At 62.2% G+C, this 15,971-nt stretch carries 17 protein-coding genes; 9 read left to right on the top strand and 8 right to left on the bottom strand.

Annotated elements, in window-relative coordinates; genetic code table 11:
- Window positions 1–51 precede the first annotated feature (51 nt).
- The gene (gene gatD / locus HALTADL_RS01635) at window positions 52–1,338 is read left to right on the top strand and encodes a Glu-tRNA(Gln) amidotransferase subunit GatD (RefSeq protein WP_089672218.1); all 1,287 of its coding nucleotides are present in this window, start codon (window positions 52–54) and stop codon (window positions 1,336–1,338) included.
- 59 nt (window positions 1,339–1,397) lie between these two features.
- Window positions 1,398–1,661: a hypothetical protein gene (locus HALTADL_RS01630; RefSeq protein WP_089672221.1), complete on the top strand. Its 264-nt coding sequence runs from the start codon at window positions 1,398–1,400 to the stop codon at window positions 1,659–1,661.
- 17 nt (window positions 1,662–1,678) lie between these two features.
- Here HALTADL_RS01630 and HALTADL_RS01625 read toward each other — a convergent pair whose 3' ends face one another.
- From HALTADL_RS01625 to HALTADL_RS01615, 3 genes are all read right to left on the bottom strand, one after another.
- Complete coding sequence (locus tag HALTADL_RS01625) at window positions 1,679–2,110, bottom strand: universal stress protein (RefSeq protein ID WP_089672225.1); 432 nt, start codon at window positions 2,108–2,110, stop codon at window positions 1,679–1,681.
- A gap of 97 nt (window positions 2,111–2,207) precedes the next feature.
- The gene (locus HALTADL_RS01620; protein WP_089672228.1) at window positions 2,208–2,951 is read right to left on the bottom strand and encodes an Nmad3 family putative nucleotide modification protein; all 744 of its coding nucleotides are present in this window, start codon (window positions 2,949–2,951) and stop codon (window positions 2,208–2,210) included.
- Between the two features lie 8 nt (window positions 2,952–2,959).
- Window positions 2,960–3,928, bottom strand: a complete 969-nt coding sequence (locus HALTADL_RS01615) for an acyltransferase (RefSeq protein WP_089672231.1) — start codon at window positions 3,926–3,928, stop codon at window positions 2,960–2,962.
- Between the two features lie 114 nt (window positions 3,929–4,042).
- On the opposite strand from HALTADL_RS01615, the gene HALTADL_RS01610 reads away from it, so the two are divergent.
- The 4 genes from HALTADL_RS01610 to HALTADL_RS01595 all read left to right on the top strand — a co-directional run bounded on the left by HALTADL_RS01610 (window position 4,043) and on the right by HALTADL_RS01595 (window position 6,407).
- Window positions 4,043–4,489 carry a CBS domain-containing protein gene (locus HALTADL_RS01610; RefSeq protein ID WP_089672233.1) on the top strand — a complete coding sequence of 149 codons (447 nt, stop codon included), beginning with the start codon at window positions 4,043–4,045 and terminating at the stop codon, window positions 4,487–4,489.
- 62 nt (window positions 4,490–4,551) lie between these two features.
- The gene (locus HALTADL_RS01605; RefSeq protein WP_089672236.1) at window positions 4,552–5,619 is read left to right on the top strand and encodes an aldo/keto reductase; all 1,068 of its coding nucleotides are present in this window, start codon (window positions 4,552–4,554) and stop codon (window positions 5,617–5,619) included.
- Between the two features lie 17 nt (window positions 5,620–5,636).
- Entirely contained in the window at window positions 5,637–5,807 is a 171-nt protein-coding gene (locus HALTADL_RS01600; protein WP_162551633.1) for a hypothetical protein, read from the top strand.
- Between the two features lie 183 nt (window positions 5,808–5,990).
- A complete protein-coding gene (locus tag HALTADL_RS01595; RefSeq protein WP_089672242.1) occupies window positions 5,991–6,407 on the top strand; it encodes an SHOCT domain-containing protein in 417 nt (138 codons plus the stop codon).
- Between the two features lie 12 nt (window positions 6,408–6,419).
- Here HALTADL_RS01595 and HALTADL_RS01590 read toward each other — a convergent pair whose 3' ends face one another.
- Together HALTADL_RS01590 and HALTADL_RS01585 are read right to left on the bottom strand one after the other, a co-directional pair.
- Complete coding sequence (locus HALTADL_RS01590; RefSeq protein ID WP_089672245.1) at window positions 6,420–7,967, bottom strand: heme-binding protein; 1,548 nt, start codon at window positions 7,965–7,967, stop codon at window positions 6,420–6,422.
- A 73-nt stretch (window positions 7,968–8,040) separates the two neighbouring features.
- Window positions 8,041–9,870, bottom strand: a complete 1,830-nt coding sequence (locus tag HALTADL_RS01585) for a site-2 protease family protein (RefSeq protein WP_089672248.1) — start codon at window positions 9,868–9,870, stop codon at window positions 8,041–8,043.
- Between the two features lie 96 nt (window positions 9,871–9,966).
- Here HALTADL_RS01585 and HALTADL_RS01580 point away from each other — a divergent pair, with 96 nt between their 5' ends.
- Window positions 9,967–10,191: a hypothetical protein gene (locus HALTADL_RS01580; protein ID WP_089672251.1), complete on the top strand. Its 225-nt coding sequence runs from the start codon at window positions 9,967–9,969 to the stop codon at window positions 10,189–10,191.
- Between the two features lie 156 nt (window positions 10,192–10,347).
- Here HALTADL_RS01580 and HALTADL_RS01575 read toward each other — a convergent pair whose 3' ends face one another.
- Window positions 10,348–11,331: a 5,10-methylenetetrahydromethanopterin reductase gene (locus HALTADL_RS01575; protein ID WP_089672254.1), complete on the bottom strand. Its 984-nt coding sequence runs from the start codon at window positions 11,329–11,331 to the stop codon at window positions 10,348–10,350.
- The gene (locus tag HALTADL_RS01570; protein ID WP_089672256.1) at window positions 11,331–12,101 is read right to left on the bottom strand and encodes a coenzyme F420-0:L-glutamate ligase; all 771 of its coding nucleotides are present in this window, start codon (window positions 12,099–12,101) and stop codon (window positions 11,331–11,333) included. Before HALTADL_RS01570 ends, HALTADL_RS01575 begins: the two co-directional genes overlap by 1 nt.
- 156 nt (window positions 12,102–12,257) lie before the next feature.
- On the opposite strand from HALTADL_RS01570, the gene HALTADL_RS01565 reads away from it, so the two are divergent.
- On the top strand, window positions 12,258–13,481 hold the full coding sequence (locus tag HALTADL_RS01565) for an NUDIX domain-containing protein (protein ID WP_162551648.1): 1,224 nt from the start codon (window positions 12,258–12,260) through the stop codon (window positions 13,479–13,481).
- 5 nt (window positions 13,482–13,486) lie between these two features.
- Here HALTADL_RS01565 and HALTADL_RS01560 read toward each other — a convergent pair whose 3' ends face one another.
- Window positions 13,487–14,152: a helix-turn-helix domain-containing protein gene (locus tag HALTADL_RS01560; protein ID WP_089672261.1), complete on the bottom strand. Its 666-nt coding sequence runs from the start codon at window positions 14,150–14,152 to the stop codon at window positions 13,487–13,489.
- A gap of 81 nt (window positions 14,153–14,233) precedes the next feature.
- On the opposite strand from HALTADL_RS01560, the gene HALTADL_RS01555 reads away from it, so the two are divergent.
- Window positions 14,234–15,889, top strand: coding sequence for an NADH-quinone oxidoreductase subunit D (locus tag HALTADL_RS01555; RefSeq protein ID WP_089672263.1), 1,656 nt, complete (start codon window positions 14,234–14,236; stop codon window positions 15,887–15,889).
- The last annotated feature ends 82 nt before the right edge of the window (window positions 15,890–15,971 follow it).

Here is a 15,971-nt window from a genome sequence, read left to right as displayed (position 1 = left end):
CGCTCGATCCGAAAGCATGGTTTCAAGTCAGCCGCTGGGCAACCCTGCGGTATGAATCCAGGCGACCGCATCCGCATTGAGGCCGGCGGCGTCGACAACGAGGGCGTCCTGATGCCCTCCTCGACTGCCGACCATCTCGTGCTCAAACTCGATGGGGGCTACAACATCGGTATCGACCGCGAAGACGCGACCGTCGAGGTCCTCGAAACCGACGTGTACGATGTCGGCGATGAGGACGAACCGGACGACGGCAGCGTCTCGGAGATCGAGTTCGACGACGACCTGCCGACGATCTCGCTTATTTCGACCGGCGGGACGATTGCCTCGACGGTCGACTACCGAACCGGCGCGGTCACCGCCCAGTTCACCGCCGAAGACGTGCTTCGGGCCGTCCCCGAACTCGCCGGGCGCGCCAACTATCGGGGCCGTGTCGTCGCCAACATCCTCAGCGAGAATATGGACCCCTCGATCTGGCAGCAGCTCGCTCAGGCTGTCCATGAAGAGATCGAGGCCGGAGCCGACGGTGTCGTCGTCATGCACGGCACCGACACGATGCAGTATTCGGCCTCGGTGCTCTCGTTCATGCTCGATACCCCCGTCCCAATCGTCTTCACAGGGAGCCAGCGTTCGGCCGACCGGCCGTCCTCCGACAACGTGATGAACGCGGTCTGTGCGGTCGAAGCCGCCAAAGCCGACTGCGCTGAGATCCTCCTCTGTATGCACGATTCGGCCAGCGACGATCACTGTGCGCTCCACCGCGGCACCCGCGTCCGGAAGAATCACACCTCTCGCCGGGATGCGTTCGAAACCATCGGCAACAAGCCACTGGCCCAAATCGAGTACGCAGCCGCCCAAGACGATGGCGCGGACGGCGACGTCGCCGCCGATGCCTTCGAGTTCCGTCGGGAGTACACCGAACGCGGCGCAGTCGACCTCGCACTCGACGACGACCTCGACTCTTCGGTCGAACTCGTCAAGTTCACCCCCGGTATGGACCCCGCGGCGTGGGACTACCTTGATGACAAGGCGGGCGTCATCATCGAGGGCACCGGCCTCGGCCACGTGCATACGGACCTGATTCCACGGATCGAGGAGTTGGTCGACAACGGAACCGTTGTTGCCATGACCAGCCAGTGTCTCGAAGGCCGCGTCTGTGATCGAGTGTACGACACCGGTCGTGACCTCATCGATGCGGGTGTTATCGAAGCCGGTGATACGCTCCCCGGCACGGCGAAAGTCAAACTCATGTGGGCACTGGCGAATCTCAGCGCGCCGGGCGAGGCGATGGGTCGCTCGCTCGCTGGAGAGATTACTGAAGCATCTCAGCCGTGGGAATAGCCACCGACTACTAAAGGCTAAACCGCTGGCTTCTTTCGTCTCTCGGAAAAGGAGTAGCTATGTCACCACTCACAACCACTGCACCACTGGTTGTCTCAGTCTTCCTTGACCAGCCGATTTTAGCCGTGATCTACCTCGTGACGATTGCCGTCGCAGTGTGGCTGTTCCGTGATGCTCTCCGCCGTGGAAAATCAATCATCGTCGCTGCGATATGGGCGGTTGGCGTCCTAATCCTCCCGCCAATCGTCTTTTTCGCCTATCTGTATCTTCGCCTCAAAACCGAGGGGAGCATGACCGAGCCACCGATCAGCGACTCCGAGTGACTGGGACAGAACGTCGATCAGTAGTCCTCGTCGACCGGGAGCATCACAACTGGCCGCTTGCTTTTGGTGATGAGTGCGGTCCGAACGCCACCTAAAAGCAGATCGAACCACGCACCATCGTCGCGGGAACAAAAGACAATTGAGGACCCATTGTACTCCTCGGCGACGTCGATAATCGTCTCGGAGACCGGTTTTCCGTACCTGATTTCGGTCCCGACTATCATCCCATCAGCAGCGGCCCGTGATTTGAACTGCTCGCAGGCGTCGTTGGCGTGCTGGTATTGGGCGTTGATGCTGTCGCTACCCTCGGTGTCGACGATCACATGCAACACGAGCGGTCGGCAGTCCGCTGGATCGGTGTGGGCCACCAAGGCGTTGTAGGTCGCCTCGGCATCCTCGGGTCCCGAAATCGGGACAACCGGACGGGAGAGCAGTTCGTCACTCGTCATGGGATGGGCCTCCCCAAACTGCTGGTGTCACCGTCGACGGTAGCCACTGACTACTATGCATACCGACCATTCAGCACGAACCGCAGAGACTCTTTGGTCAGTTATATGGCTGTTTACTATCCACGATCTCTCTGAGCTGTTCGGTCGCCGCCTCGTCGAACCAGAGCCGTCGACGCCACCACGGTCCCTTGCCCGAATCGTTCGAGAGCTGGGTGACGAGTCGGTTGGCCGTCGACCCACTGTCGACCGAACTGAGCGGGACGGCCCGGTCAAAGAGCTGTGAGTCCGAATCACCGACCACGAGCACCTTCGCGTCAAAGGGGTCGCGCTTGCAGTGGGCGTTGCTGGCGAGGCGTTCACGGTCGGTCTCCGAGAGGCTCGCGCAGGCCTCGGCATCGAACACGCGGTCGACCCGGAACTCGCCAATTATGTATGCACCCCAGTCGGGGGCGACCCAGTCGACTGCCGGGCCAGTGTTTAGCGAGTCGGGTGGCTCGTGGTAGCTCAGCGTGGCATAGAAGTAGAGCGAATCACCGGGCTGGAGTTCGGACAGCGGTCCGGCTTTGACGCCGTGTTCATCACCATAGGTGTACTGCGAACAGGTGGGATAGCCCGCGAACTCGGGATCGAGATGAACCGGAAGCTGTCGGATCTCATCGTCGACCACAAACGGAAGTGGATCGAGTCGATCAAGCAGGTCGGCGTACGTCGGCACCGCAGTCGTTGTCGGCTCGCGTTCCGGAATCGGTATATAAACGAACCTGCCGTCGGGATAGATCGGGCCGCGAAACCCCGGGAGGTTGGTGTTGGCGGCGACGTTGATCGCGATGCTTCGGGCCACACGGTCGACTACTGGGCGTCAGGCTGCCCTGCGTCCGGCAGGTCAGCAGCGTCGGGGTGTTCCGGAGGTTGCTTGGCATCCGGCGGCGACAGCGTCCGCTGGAACTCGTCGAAGATTTCAATCTCGTTGTCGATCTCGTATTCGATTTCGCGGTCGGTCTGGTTGGTGTCGAGTCGACCGTCATCGATGGGGTCGGCAACCGATTCCCAGCCGGGTTTGATTTTGACGCTCTTGGCTGGCATCCCGACGACAATGTGGTGAGCCGGCACGTCGCCTTGGACCACCGCACGCGCGCCGACGATAGAGTTTGCGCCGATCCGACAGCCGGCCCGAACCATCGAGTCGTAGGTGACGCGGGCATCGTCCTCGATGATCGTGTGGTAGTTTCGCACGGAGGTCTGGTCGACGATGTCGTGGTCGTGGCTGTAGATATGAACCCCATCGGAGATCGAAACCTGATCGCCAATAGTGAGTTTGCCGCGGTCGTCGAGATGGACGTCGTCGTGGACGACCGTGTTGTCGCCAACGGTGATGTTGTGGCCGTAGGTGAAACTGATACCCTTGAAGAATCGGCAGTTGTCGCCACACTCCTCGAAGAGGTGGTCGGCGAGCATGCGGCGGAACTGGAGGGCGAACTCGACGTTGTCGGCCATCGGTGTCGCGTCGAACTGTCGCCAGAGCCACTGGAGATGCTTCGAGCGTTCGAACTTCTGTTCGTCTTTTTCGGCGTAGTACTCCGCCTCGACAGTCGTGTTACAGGGATCGTACCCCTGCAGTCGGACGCGTGTCGCCGGCGAGACAGACTCTCCGGCCTGCCAGGCTTCGTAGGCCTCTCGGTCGCCAAACAGGTCGACGAGAACGTCTTCGACGACCTTGCAGGTTTCTTCATCCGAGGACAGGCGTTCATCCACCTCGTCGATGAATCCTCGGACCCCCACGGCGGCATCCGCAGGCAGTGACACGTGTCGCTTCGTCATTGCCTCTCGTTGGCGGCGAGTATGTAAAGGAATTCGGTTGTGCATTCGGTCTGTCCAGCCATCGCGCCTATTGTCCCCGAAAAATCAATATAGTTTGAGTGCGGAGTTGTTCGAATGCGCGTCAAGGAACTGATGAGTGCTGATATTGTGACAGTTCCATCGGGAGCAACGATGAAGGGGGCTGCCGGGCAGATGCTCCACAACGGTGTCGGCAGTGTCATCGTGATGAACGACGGGACGCCCGCCGGAATCATCACCGAGATGGACGCGCTGCGTGTCGGTTACGGCACTAACCGACCCTTCGAGAACGTGCCCGTTTGGAAAGTGATGAGTCGACCGCTGGTCACAATCGAGCCGAGCAAAACCATCCAGACGGCAATCGGTCGTATGGAAAAACAGGGAGTCAAAAAGCTCCCGGTAGTCTCTGGGTTCGATCTCGTCGGCATGCTGACGATGTCGGATATCGTCAGAAACCACGGCGAACTGTTGACCGAAGCCCGAAATCTCGAATCTGGCCACGGGAGCCGAGACCCCGACGAGTGGCGGGGCAACGACGACTAACCGTTCCCACTGAGTGAAAACGAACCAGTTTCGCTAAGTGGCCCGGCTTCCTACGGAGGAGTATGCAACAGCGAGAACTCGGCGAGTCCGGTGTTGAGGTCAGCGAGGTCGGCTTCGGTGCATGGGTCGTCGGCACCGACTGGTGGGGCGACCGGTCGAAAGACGAGGCTATCGAGATGATCCACCACGCTATCGATGAGGGGATCACCTACTTCGATACGGGCGATGTCTACGGCCACGGCAACTCCGAACAAGTCCTTGGCGAGGCACTCGTCGACCGCCGCGACGAGGTCACGCTCGCCACCAAGGTCGGCTACGATTTCTACAACAATCCACAGGCTGGCCACGGTGAGCTTCCCAAGGAGATCACTCCTGAGTACGTCCGCGAGGCCACCGAAAAGAGCCTCGACCGACTCGGCGTCGACTCAGTCGACGTGCTCCAACTCCACAACGCCAACGTTGAGGAGGTCGACGAAGATATCCTCGAAGTGTTTGACGAACTCAAAGCAGAGGGCACAATCGAGGCAACCGGCTGGGCGCTCGGTCCCTCGATTGGCTGGCTCGCCGAGGGCGATATGGCGATTGCCGAGGAATTCGACTGTCTCCAGTTGGTCTGGAACGTCTTCGAACAGGAGGTCGGCAACCATTTCCTGGAGACCATCGAAAAGACAGGGTCGTCGACGAGTCTGATCCCGCGAGTCCCCCACTCCTCGGGACTGCTCAACGAGCAGGTCACCCCCGAAACCGAACTCGGCGAGGGCGACCATCGCGGCTTCCGACCCGACGAGTGGTACGAGACGGGCTGGGAGAAGCTCGAAACGCTTCGGTTCCTTGAGGGCAGCAAGGATGGCGTTCCAGAACGAACGATGGGTCAGGCCGCCATCGCCTACCTGCTGAGCCACGAGGACGTGGCGACGGTGACCCCGACGTTCCGGACGAAAGCCGACATCACCGAGTGGGCCGGTGCCTCGGAGGTTCCGCTCACGGATGGGGAAGTCGACCGCGTCGACGACCTCTACGAGACGAACTTCGACATCGACCGCTTCGATGGGATGGACAGCCTTCGGTCCTCGGTCGACGGGGAGGATCTCCGAGACGCTGGGCTCGCCCGAAAAGTAGCCGGCGACTAACGATGGGTCGACTGGCAGTGCGGCGACGACTGACGGCGGTCCTGAAACTGACGACCGTGACCCACGCGATCCTCGCGGTGGGCGTGGTCATCCACAGTCGACTGACCGACCGCGAGGCCGGAATCTGGATTCCGCTTACGTTCGTTTTCGGTCTCCTCGGCGTCGCGGGCTACCTGTTGGATCGGTAGTTCACGTCGACGGCTTCCCCTCTGGTTCCGCTTGAAACCGCAGGACAGCAGCGGTGGTAGATCGTCTGTAACCACTTTCACTCCGAGGCATAAAAGCTGTCCGCGAACAACAGGTCAACTGAATCTGTGGCCAATGGCGGGAGAGACACAATCTGTAAGTGACTGTCTCACGACAGATCTAACATGTCGATTGCGTCACGGATCAAAGCTGACGGTCGACGGCTCCTCCACTCACCGTTCTGGACGGGAACTGCGGTGACGCTGTTTTTGGTCATGCCGACGTTCATCATACCGACGGTTCCGCTATGGGTTTCGATGGCGACGTTGGTCACGATGGGACCGATGATCGTGCTGGCCTGCTACCTCCTGTATGAGCGGTACGGTCGACCCGGCTCCGGGGACGCGTCGACCGAGGCCAGCGAGGAACGAGCCGACGCCGAAACGCCGTTCGACCTGCTCAAGCGTCGGTACGCAACCGGTGAGATTGACGAGGAAACGTTCGAGCGGCGGCTCGAACGGTTGTTGGAAACCGAAGAGCGGGCAGCTGAAATAGCGAATCACGAACCGGTCGACGAAGAAATGACGGTCCGAAATCGGTAGTCGGAGTGACGATCAGGCCAAGAAGACGTGTCGCGGCCGGTCGGCCAGTACATCACGGCCCCACTCGACGGTGTCGCGGAACTCCTCGGAGCCGAAGAAGCCCATCGCATCCTGTTGGGAGTTCCACTGACTGGCGATGAACATATCGTTTTCGTCCTCGTGGTTCACCATGAGATCCGTCTCAATGTGGCCCTCCGTCTCGGCGAGCACCTCGCCGACGGTGTCGAACTTGTCGACAAAGTCCTCGCGGGAATCGGGTTTGACGGTGTAGAACATCCCCATCGTGCCGAAGCCCGATTCCTCGCCTGCCCGCTCGACGATGTCGGGGAGTTCCGAGAGGAAGCCCGCGGCGGTGTCGGCGGCGCTGGCGGTTTCCCAGATGGAGACGACCGCGTTTCGGCTGTCGTCTTTCGCGCCGTAGACAGCGGTTTTGACGTGGGTATCGTAGTGATCGAAGTTCTTTCTGAGTCCGTCGACCTCCTCGAACAGCTCGGTTCGGTCGGCCTTCGAGTAGAGCACCGTCGCATACACGTCCTCGCCGTGGGGTTTGCCCGCATAGATGTCGAGATCGGCCAACTCGCCGCGGATCGACTCCTCGTCTGCTGGGTCCTCGCTGTCGGCGGTCGACTCGTCGTGACTGTGGGCGTGATCTTCGTCATGACTGTGGGCGTGATCTTCGTCATGACCGTGAGCATGGTCCTCGTCATGATCGTGGGAGTCACCGTGTGCATGGCCCTCACCGTGGCCCGCAGTCTCCCCGTGTGGGTGGCCTCCCGACTGGTCGGCCTCGCCCGTCGGGACCGTCTCGCCAGCGAGATACGCTCCCAGATCGCTCGGCGGGAAGCGTCGACCGATGTAGAAGGAGCCGAACTCGCCGTACTTCGAGGTTGCCTCGTCGAACCGCATCTCGTAGACGATATCCTTGATATCAGTCGGCTCGGCCGCAAACAGCGTCACGCCCCACTCGTGGTCGTCGAAACCGACCGACGAAGAGATGACCTGTTTGATCTTGCCGGCGTACCCTTTGCCGGTCTCGCCGTGGCCGCTCATCAGTTCGGCGCGGTCGTCGAACGAGAGGTCGTACCAGTTGTACTCCTCGCCGCGACGCTTACTCATCGGGTAAAACGAGACGTACTCGTCGTCCGGGATCTCGGGTTCGAGTTTCCCCTCGATGTATCGTTTGAGGCCCGTGTCGACCTCGCCGCCCTCGGTGAAGTAGTCGTCCGAAACGTAGCCCGAGACCTCGGTGACCGAAACGTAGGACGTCGACTGATCGGTGACGCCTGCAAGGGCAGTGGTTTCGAACTGGCGTTCGGCACGCGAGACCGCATCGAGCGTGGGTCGGAGATGCAAAATCAGCAGGTCGGCTTTGTGACCGAGGATAGAGAACACCGCCGAGGCTTCCTCGTCGACCGCCTCGTGGCGCTCGAAGTAGTCGACGCCCTCGCTGATCGCGCGCTGTCGCTCTGCGTCGGGGGTTTCGCGCCACGCGTCCCAATCAATCGTCCGAAAATCGTGCAGCACGTACCAGCCTTCCTCTGTCTGTGGAGCTTCGGGCATAGCTAACCCTTCTCTCGCTGGAAGTATGGGTTTTGCGTGTCGAGCCGACCCAAAAAGCGACGGTCCCGAGGAATCAGTTCAACAGCCGCGGCCCGAAGATCATGAGCACGAGGCTGACCAGCATAATCAGACCGACGCTAGTGGTGATCGCCCGCGTGAAGGCGGGTTTGGAGTCAATCGGGAGCCGCGAGACAATCGATTCGGTCGACGTTCGCAGAATCCGACCCCCGTCGAGCGGGAACGCCGGAATGCAGTTGAACAGCGCGAGGTTGACGTTGATCCAGCCGGTCCAAAACAGGATATTGGCCAGCAGGAACACCCCGCCCTCGCCGAGTACCGACAGCGGACCGACGACCTCGTAGAAGGCGGCGTTGGCGTCGACGAAGCCAGCGAAATTAAAGCCGAACGCTGGGTCGACAATCGAGGCAAACGGCAAGATCAGCAGGAACAACAGCGAGATTGCCAGCCCGTCACCGATATCTCCGGAGAGCACAGCGAGGAACTGATCGGCGGGGTATGACTGAATACCGAACCCGTCGACGCCGACCCCGCTCAGCGACGCACCGCCGAGAATCCCAACGATGGCCCGGTCGTCGTCGTCGGACTCACCAGTGAAAAACTCGACAGTGGACTCAACCCAGCCGTCGGGTTCGCTGGCGAGCTCGGCACTGTATTGGTCCCGCTCGCCGTCGACGTAGGCGACGACCGAGACAGTCTCGCCGGGCTCTCGATCATCGAGTACCGCTGTGACGTCCTCGAAATCAAGGATTCGCTCGCCATCGATACTGGTTATCACAATGCGCTCGCCGGTCGGTGCGCCGTCGGAGTCCAGTGGTCCACCATCCGAGACCTGTGTCAACACACCCAGCGGGCCGGTAGTCGTCCGCTCTTCGCCGGAGGTACTGTTACTGTAGGTAAGGGTGACGACTGACTCATTTGCGGCCGCCGCCTTGATCCCGCGTTCGGTCGAGACGGGCGTCTCGTTGACCGCGGTAATCGTATCGTTGACCGAGAGTCCCGTCTCGCCAGCAAACGGTGAATCCTCGGATAGTCCGGTGACGAACGCCGACCGTTCGACAGTCACTGTCCGACCGTCAGCCAGTTCGACCGACAGCGTCTCGGCGGTGGTCTCGTCGAGCACCGTCGACAGATCTGCGTTCGAATCGACGGTGACTCCGTCGACGGCAACGATCCGATCTCCTTGCTCGATGTCGGCAAACTCGGCCGCACTGTTCGGGAAGACTCCGCCGACGCCCGCACCCGGAGCGACCGCAATCGCACTCCCGACCGGGCCGAAAAGCAGTGCGAACACGAGCGCGGTGATCAACAAGTTGTTCAGCACGCCCGCGGCGAACATGCGGGTTCGGGCCCCGCGATTTGCCTCGCCGGCACTCTTCTCGTCGGGTTCGACGAACGCACCGATGGGCAGCAGGGCGAACAGCACGACCCCCATCGAGTCGATATCGATGTTCTCGACGCGACAGAGCAGTCCGTGGCCACCCTCGTGGACGACCAGCCCGACGAGGAGCCCGATGATGATTTCGGGCGCGACAGACAGCGGGAGGAACTCGTTGACGCCGGGGATGACCAGCGCGTTACGTGGGTTCTGGAGGACGGTCTCGGCGGGCGGCGACTGCAGGATCGAGACGCTCTGGACGATCAGCATGAAGAACGTGCCGACCATCGTCACCAGCGCGATCCCGACGCCGATGTTCGCAAGCGCTCGCCAAGCGCGTTTCGGGGTCGACAACCAGTTGAGAAAGGCACGGCCGCGGCCGGTGTGGATCGTCATCAGCGGGCCAGACACCTTGAAGGAGTCGGGCAACACCCCCCGTCTATCGAGGAGGACCGCAATGACCGAGTAGGCCAAAATCCCAGTGAGAATCCAGAGTAGGGTACTCATTGCCATTGCTTGGTTTCCCTAACACGAAAGCGGTTCGGGTCTCGACTGGTCGGTGATACCTGAACACACATATACCGGGAGTTCAAAACAGGAGCTATGAATGTGTTCGTCGACTTCATCGTCCGCCTGCTCACTGATGCGATCCAGATGCCGGGGCTGCTCGGCGAGGTCGCGCTTCGAAGCCCCCTGTCGGCGGTAATCGTCGCCACCGGAACCGTCTTCATCCTGCTTTCGGTCGGCGTGCTGGGATACAGCGCCCTCGGCGCGCTCGGCATCCCGCTGCCGAATCTCGGTCGGGGTCCCGGCGACCGAATCGAGTAACGGCCACAGCTGGTTCTCTGTGGAATCTATTGGTACTGAACAGTATCAAACGGTATCAGATGGTACACAAAACCAATAGCCATGACTCACACCGCAATAAAACGACAGAAGTTCGTTATTCGGCACCTACGATCGGTAAACAGTCTCTACGCCCAGTTAGTCGACGCGGTCGTAGGCTTCGGCTGCGAGGTCGATGGCGTTCTCCAGATCCGGCCCAAGCGGTGAGCCGACAACGATGCTATCGGCGTGATCGAGGACAGCGGCCATCCGGTCGCTGACCGCATCGACCGTTCCGGCCATACAGAAGGCATCGATCATCCCCGGGGTGACCAGTTCGAAGGCCTCGGAGAACTCTCCGGCACTGATGTTGTCGCCGATTTCGTTTGCGGTCTGCTTGTCGACGTTGTGCCGATCTAGGACCGGCGGAGCCGCCCCGGCCGTAATAAAGGCGACCGGCGGCCGGGCGGCCTCGCGGGCGGCTTTTCGGTCTTCGTCGACGCTCACACTCGCGTAGGCCGCGAGATCGAACTCGCCGCGGGAGTCCGGGCGGTCGGCGAGTCCCTTTTCAACTTGGTCGCGGGCCCACGCGAGGTCGGCCTCGTGGGAACCGTTAAACAGCAGTCCACCGGCGTGTTTGGCGGCCATCCGGCACATATGCGGGCCCTCGCCGCCGACGTACACTGGAATGTCGCTGCCGCTCGGTGGTTCGTAGTTGAGTCCGGCGTCGGTTGCCTCGAAGGTGCCGTCGTTGTTGACGCGCTCGCCGGCCCAGAGTTTCTGGGCGGTTTTAAACGCCTCAAGCACCGGGCGAAGGCCGCGGTCGTCGGCGTAACCGAGGTTTGAGAGCGTCGACGGATCGCCCGGTCCGATGCCGAAGACAGCTCGTCCCTCGGTCGCCTCGTCGATGGTGGCAACTTTCGAAGCCAGCGTGACGGGATGGATCTCAAAGGGGTTGGCGACACCCGGTCCGACACGAAGTTCGTCAGTGGCTGCGCCGATGTGGTGGAGCGCGGCGAACGCATCGCGGTTGTTGTAGTGACACGAGGAAAACAGGGTGTCGTAGCCAGCGTCCTCGGCCCGAACCCCGAGATCAGTGAGTCGCTCGATTGGGTGTTCGGGCGTGAGTTCGATCCCGAACATTAGGCTTCACCTTCCGTTGGGCTGTGGGACCAGCCACGCAAGGCTTGGCGAACGTAGTCGCCATCCAGATCACGGAAGTGGTTCTGACTCCCCGGCAGGTCGCCGAACTCGAACCCTCGGACGACGACAACCGGCGTGCCACCGTTGCCCTCACCGGCGACGAGGTTGGCGGCGGCGGCGAGTTCGTCGATGACGTTCTGGACCGTCACACCCATTTCGCGGCCGTCGCGGTCGACCTGTCCGCGCCAGTCGCGGCTTGCAGGCATGCCGTCCCAGCCGATGGCGACCCCGCGCTGGCCGTAGCGGAACGGTCGACCACAGGTGTCGGTGACGATCACTTGGTCGGCCGGCAGTTCGGTCTGGATTCGCGCCGCGCTTTCGCTGGGCCGCTTGGGGAGGAGAAGCAGGTCGCCGTCCGGCACGTTCGAGCGGTCGATACCCGCGTTGACGCCGACGTGACCGAACCGCGTTTCGGTGAGCAAAAACGGCGACTCCATGATGATCTCGACGCTCTCTTCGAGCACTGCCTGCGCAAATCGTGGATCTTTCTCGCGGTCTTCGAGATCAGAAAGATGGTCGGCGATCTCACGGGCGCGTGGTCCGGCAGGGTAGTCGTCGAGGTCGGCGATCCGGCCTTCGGCCTTCGAGACGACCGTGCTGGCGACACAGACGACGTCATCGGGTCGGAGGTCGACCCGCTCGCGGATGAGCGAAGCGAGATCATCGCCCGGCGTTACTTCCGGGATATCGGCGACAGCGAATAGTTCCATGGCATGTGTTTGAACTGTCGACTCAAAAAGGCCGACGATAGGGGCCGGTCGAACCGGTGTCGGCGACAACGCTCCGTCTCGAATACTGACCTCACAGATGTATAAGATACTAGAACAATGGAAACCATGGTATCGGTCGGCGACAACAGTAGAACGATGACAGAGATCGTCATTGCGTTCATCCGGAACCGTGGAGAGGTGCTGCTGACACGGCGTGGGGGCGACGTCGACATCGCGCCCGGCCACTGGGATGGGATCTCCGCGCGGATCGACGAAGGTACCAGCGCCGTCGACGCGGCCCGTCGACTCGTGCTGTCGGCGACCGGGCTGTCGTCGGTAACCTTAGCCTACGCGGGCGAGTCGTTCACCGCGCGGGAGGCGGGCCGCGAGCGAACGATTCACCCGGTCCTGTTCGATTCGCCGGGCCGTGATATCGGGGCGGTCGAGGGTGTCGAAACCGTCGAATGGGTGTCGCCGACGGCGATGCTCGAACGCGAGACAGTGGCCGGGTTATGGGAGGCCTACGAGCAGGTCGCACCCTCGCCGACGACGATTGGGGCCGATACGATCCATGGGGCGGCCACGCTGTCGATTCGGGCCTTAGAGGTGGTTCGAGACCGGGCGGCGGTCGCCAGCGACTGGAGAGAGTTGGTCGAAACGGCACTCGAACTCCAAGATGCTCGGCCGAGTATGGCGGTGTTGGAAAACCGGCTCAATCGCGTGATGACCACCGCCGAGCAGTCGACAAGCGCGGTCCACGACCGGGCCATCGAAGAGATCGGTGCGGCACTCGATGCCGATGCGACCGCGGCCGAAACCGCCGCCAACCGCATCGAGGGACCGATTGCGACGCTCTCGTGGTCCGGCACCGTCGAGGATGCACTCACCGAACTCGGTGCGCCCGTTACGGTTGCCGAATCCCGACCCAACCGCGAGGGAATCGAGATCGCCGAATCCCTCGCCCGGAAGGGCCTCGACGTGACGGTGACGACCGATGCGGCGCTCCCTGCAGTGTTGTCGGATCGAGAGTTCGAAGCTGTCCTCGTCGGTGCGGACACCATCCTCCCAAACGGTGATATCGTCAACAAGGTCGGCACGCGAGCGCTCGCGTTGGCCGCCGAGCGCGCTGATCTCCCGGTGTATGTGGTTGCAGCACGCGATAAGGTCGCCACCGACGACACGTTCCATCCCGAGCAGGGACCGGAGACGGCGGTCTACGACGGGGGTGAAGCGATCACGGTCCGGAATCCGGTTTTCGATCTGACGCCGGGCGATCTCGTGACCGGCGTGTTGACCGAGGACGGCCTGCTCGATCAGCGTGGCATCTCGGTGGTGGCGGCCCAACATCGGTCGAACGCCGACTGGGTCGACGATCTCTGAAAGGATTACTCGTAGTCGCGGAGTCGACAGAACGCGGCCATCACCGCCGCTTCGGCTTTGCGGAGGTGTTCTGCGGCCGTGCTCGTCGAGCAGTCCAGTGTGTCGGCGACAGCCTCGATACTGCCTTCGCGGGGGACCGCGTAGTAGTCGGCGTCGACGGCGGCCCGAACCGCCTCGCGCTGGCGGTCGGTCAGGCCGGGATCGAACAGCGACTGCCGCCAGTCATAGTCGCCGACGCGTTCGACGGTGACGTCGACCGCGGCCGGCAGCGACTGGAGCGTCGACTGGAGGGCTTCTGCCTCGCCGACAACGGTCAGCGTCGCTACGCCGTCAGGCAAAAACTGGATCGGCGGGACGACGATCACGCCGGTTCGCTGGAACGCGGCGAACATCGCCTCGTCGACGTCCGGCCGCTGCTGCTTCAAAAAGGTATAAAAACTCCGGTCGTCGATCTCGGTGATCTCGAAGTCGATGACACTCTCGGCGGCCGCAAGCGCGGCGGCGTAGGGGTTGCGGTCGCCGACGACGTAGAACAGGAAGGTGTCCTCGTCGCCGAGGGTGTTGCCGTGAACGAGCACGTCCCGGTCGACCGCGTCGGAGGCGTCGATGAACTGGTGGATCGGATGCCGCACCTCGGGAGCGAACCGGAGCCTGAGGTCGAGGTAGTTCACACCGGGCGTTTTCCATCTGCTTATAAATAACCGGCTGGGTGAGGCAGAACTGTCGGGTAGACGGCCGGGAGTTCATCGAGTATGTCGAGCCATGCCGCGAGCCAGTCTGTGGCGGAGTCGGATGTTCCAGCCGTTCTCGGGCCAGTTGTCGACCGGCTACAGGGTCGGGAGCAGCACCGAAACGCCCCCGCCGGGCGGGTCGCTCCGCAGGACGTGCCGGAGGTACTCAGCACGCTGAAAACCGAGGCCGGGTTGGACCATCTGGCCTGTGTTACCGCCCAGCAGTACCCCGACCGCTACGAGACGATCTACCACCTGCGGGACTACGACGACCCCACGCAGGAGGCCAGCATCGTCGTTCCGACCCCTAGCGGGGAGCCGCGGTCGACCTCCGCCGCAGAGGTATTCGAGACCGCCGCGTGGCACGAACGCGAGGCCTACGACCTCGTTGGAATCGAGTACGACGACCACCCCGACCTGCGGCGGATTCTCCTGCCCGAGACGTGGCAGGGTCACCCGCTGTCGCTGGACTACAACGACGACCAGTCCCAGATCGTCCCGCTCCGCGAGCAAGACGGGAGTCTCCACGACCGTGTTGCCCAAGCCGGCGAGGGCACGATGTTCCTCAACATCGGCCCCCACCATCCCGCTACCCACGGGGTAATGCACCTCAAACTCAGCCTCGACGGAGAGCAGGTCGCGGCCGTCGACCCCGACATCGGCTACATCCACCGCTGTGAGGAACAGATGTGCCAACAGGGGACGTATCGCTACCAGATCATGCCCTACCCCGACCGCTGGGACTGGGGCGGTGGCGGCCTGCTCAACGAGTGGGCCTACGCGCGGGCCGCCGAGGATCTGGCCGACATCGGGGTGCCGGAGTACGCCCAAGTGATCCGGACGATGGCCGCCGAGTTCAGCCGGATCCTCTCGCATATGCTCGCCATCGGGGCCTACGCGCTCGACGTCTGTGGGGATTTCACGGCGACGTTCATGTACGCGATCCAAGAACGGGAACGCGTTCAGAACATTCTCGAAGACCTGACCGGCCAGCGACTCATGTTCAACTACTTCCGGCTCGGCGGGGTCGTCTGGGACCTCCCCGAGCCGCGCGAGGACTTTTTTGAGGACGTTCGGGAGTTCGTCGACGGCCTCCCCGAACGACTCACCGACTTCCATAACCTCTTGACCGGCAACGAGATCATCCAGACGCGAACGGTCGGCACGGGTGTGATCGACGCCGAAACGGCCAAGGACTACGGCTGTACCGGCCCCGTGGCTCGCGGGTCGGGCGTCGACTACGACCTCCGGCGAGACGACCCCTATGGCTACTACGAGCATCTCGACTGGGACGTGATCACCGAACCCGACGGCGACAACTACGCCCGGCTACTGGTTCGCCTGCGGGAAGTCGAGGAGTCCGCGAAGATCATCGGCCAGTGTGTCGACCTGCTGGATGACTGGCCCGACGACGAGCGGACGATCCAGTCGAACGTCCCGCGGACGATCAAACCCGACGCCGACAGCGAGATCTATCGCGCCGTCGAAGCGGCCAAGGGCGAGTTGGGTATCTACATTCGGTCCGACGGCACCGAGACGCCGGCGCGGTTCAAGATCCGCGGGCCGTCGTTTTCCAACCTACAGGCGCTACCGGAGATGGCCGAAGGCGAGTACGTGCCCGATCTAATCGCCACCCTCGGGAGTCTGGATACGATTATGGGTGAGGTCGACCGCTAACCATGCCGCAGCGTGGCGGCGGATGCGTGGATTACTTACTCAGGGAGTTCGAACAGTGGCCGGTGGCAGTGACGACAGTTAC

The organism is Halohasta litchfieldiae (assembly GCF_002788215.1).
GTDB classification, from domain to species: domain Archaea; phylum Halobacteriota; class Halobacteria; order Halobacteriales; family Haloferacaceae; genus Halohasta; species Halohasta litchfieldiae.
Note: the sequence above shows the minus strand (reverse complement) of the source record. Positions and strands in the feature narration are given on the sequence as shown.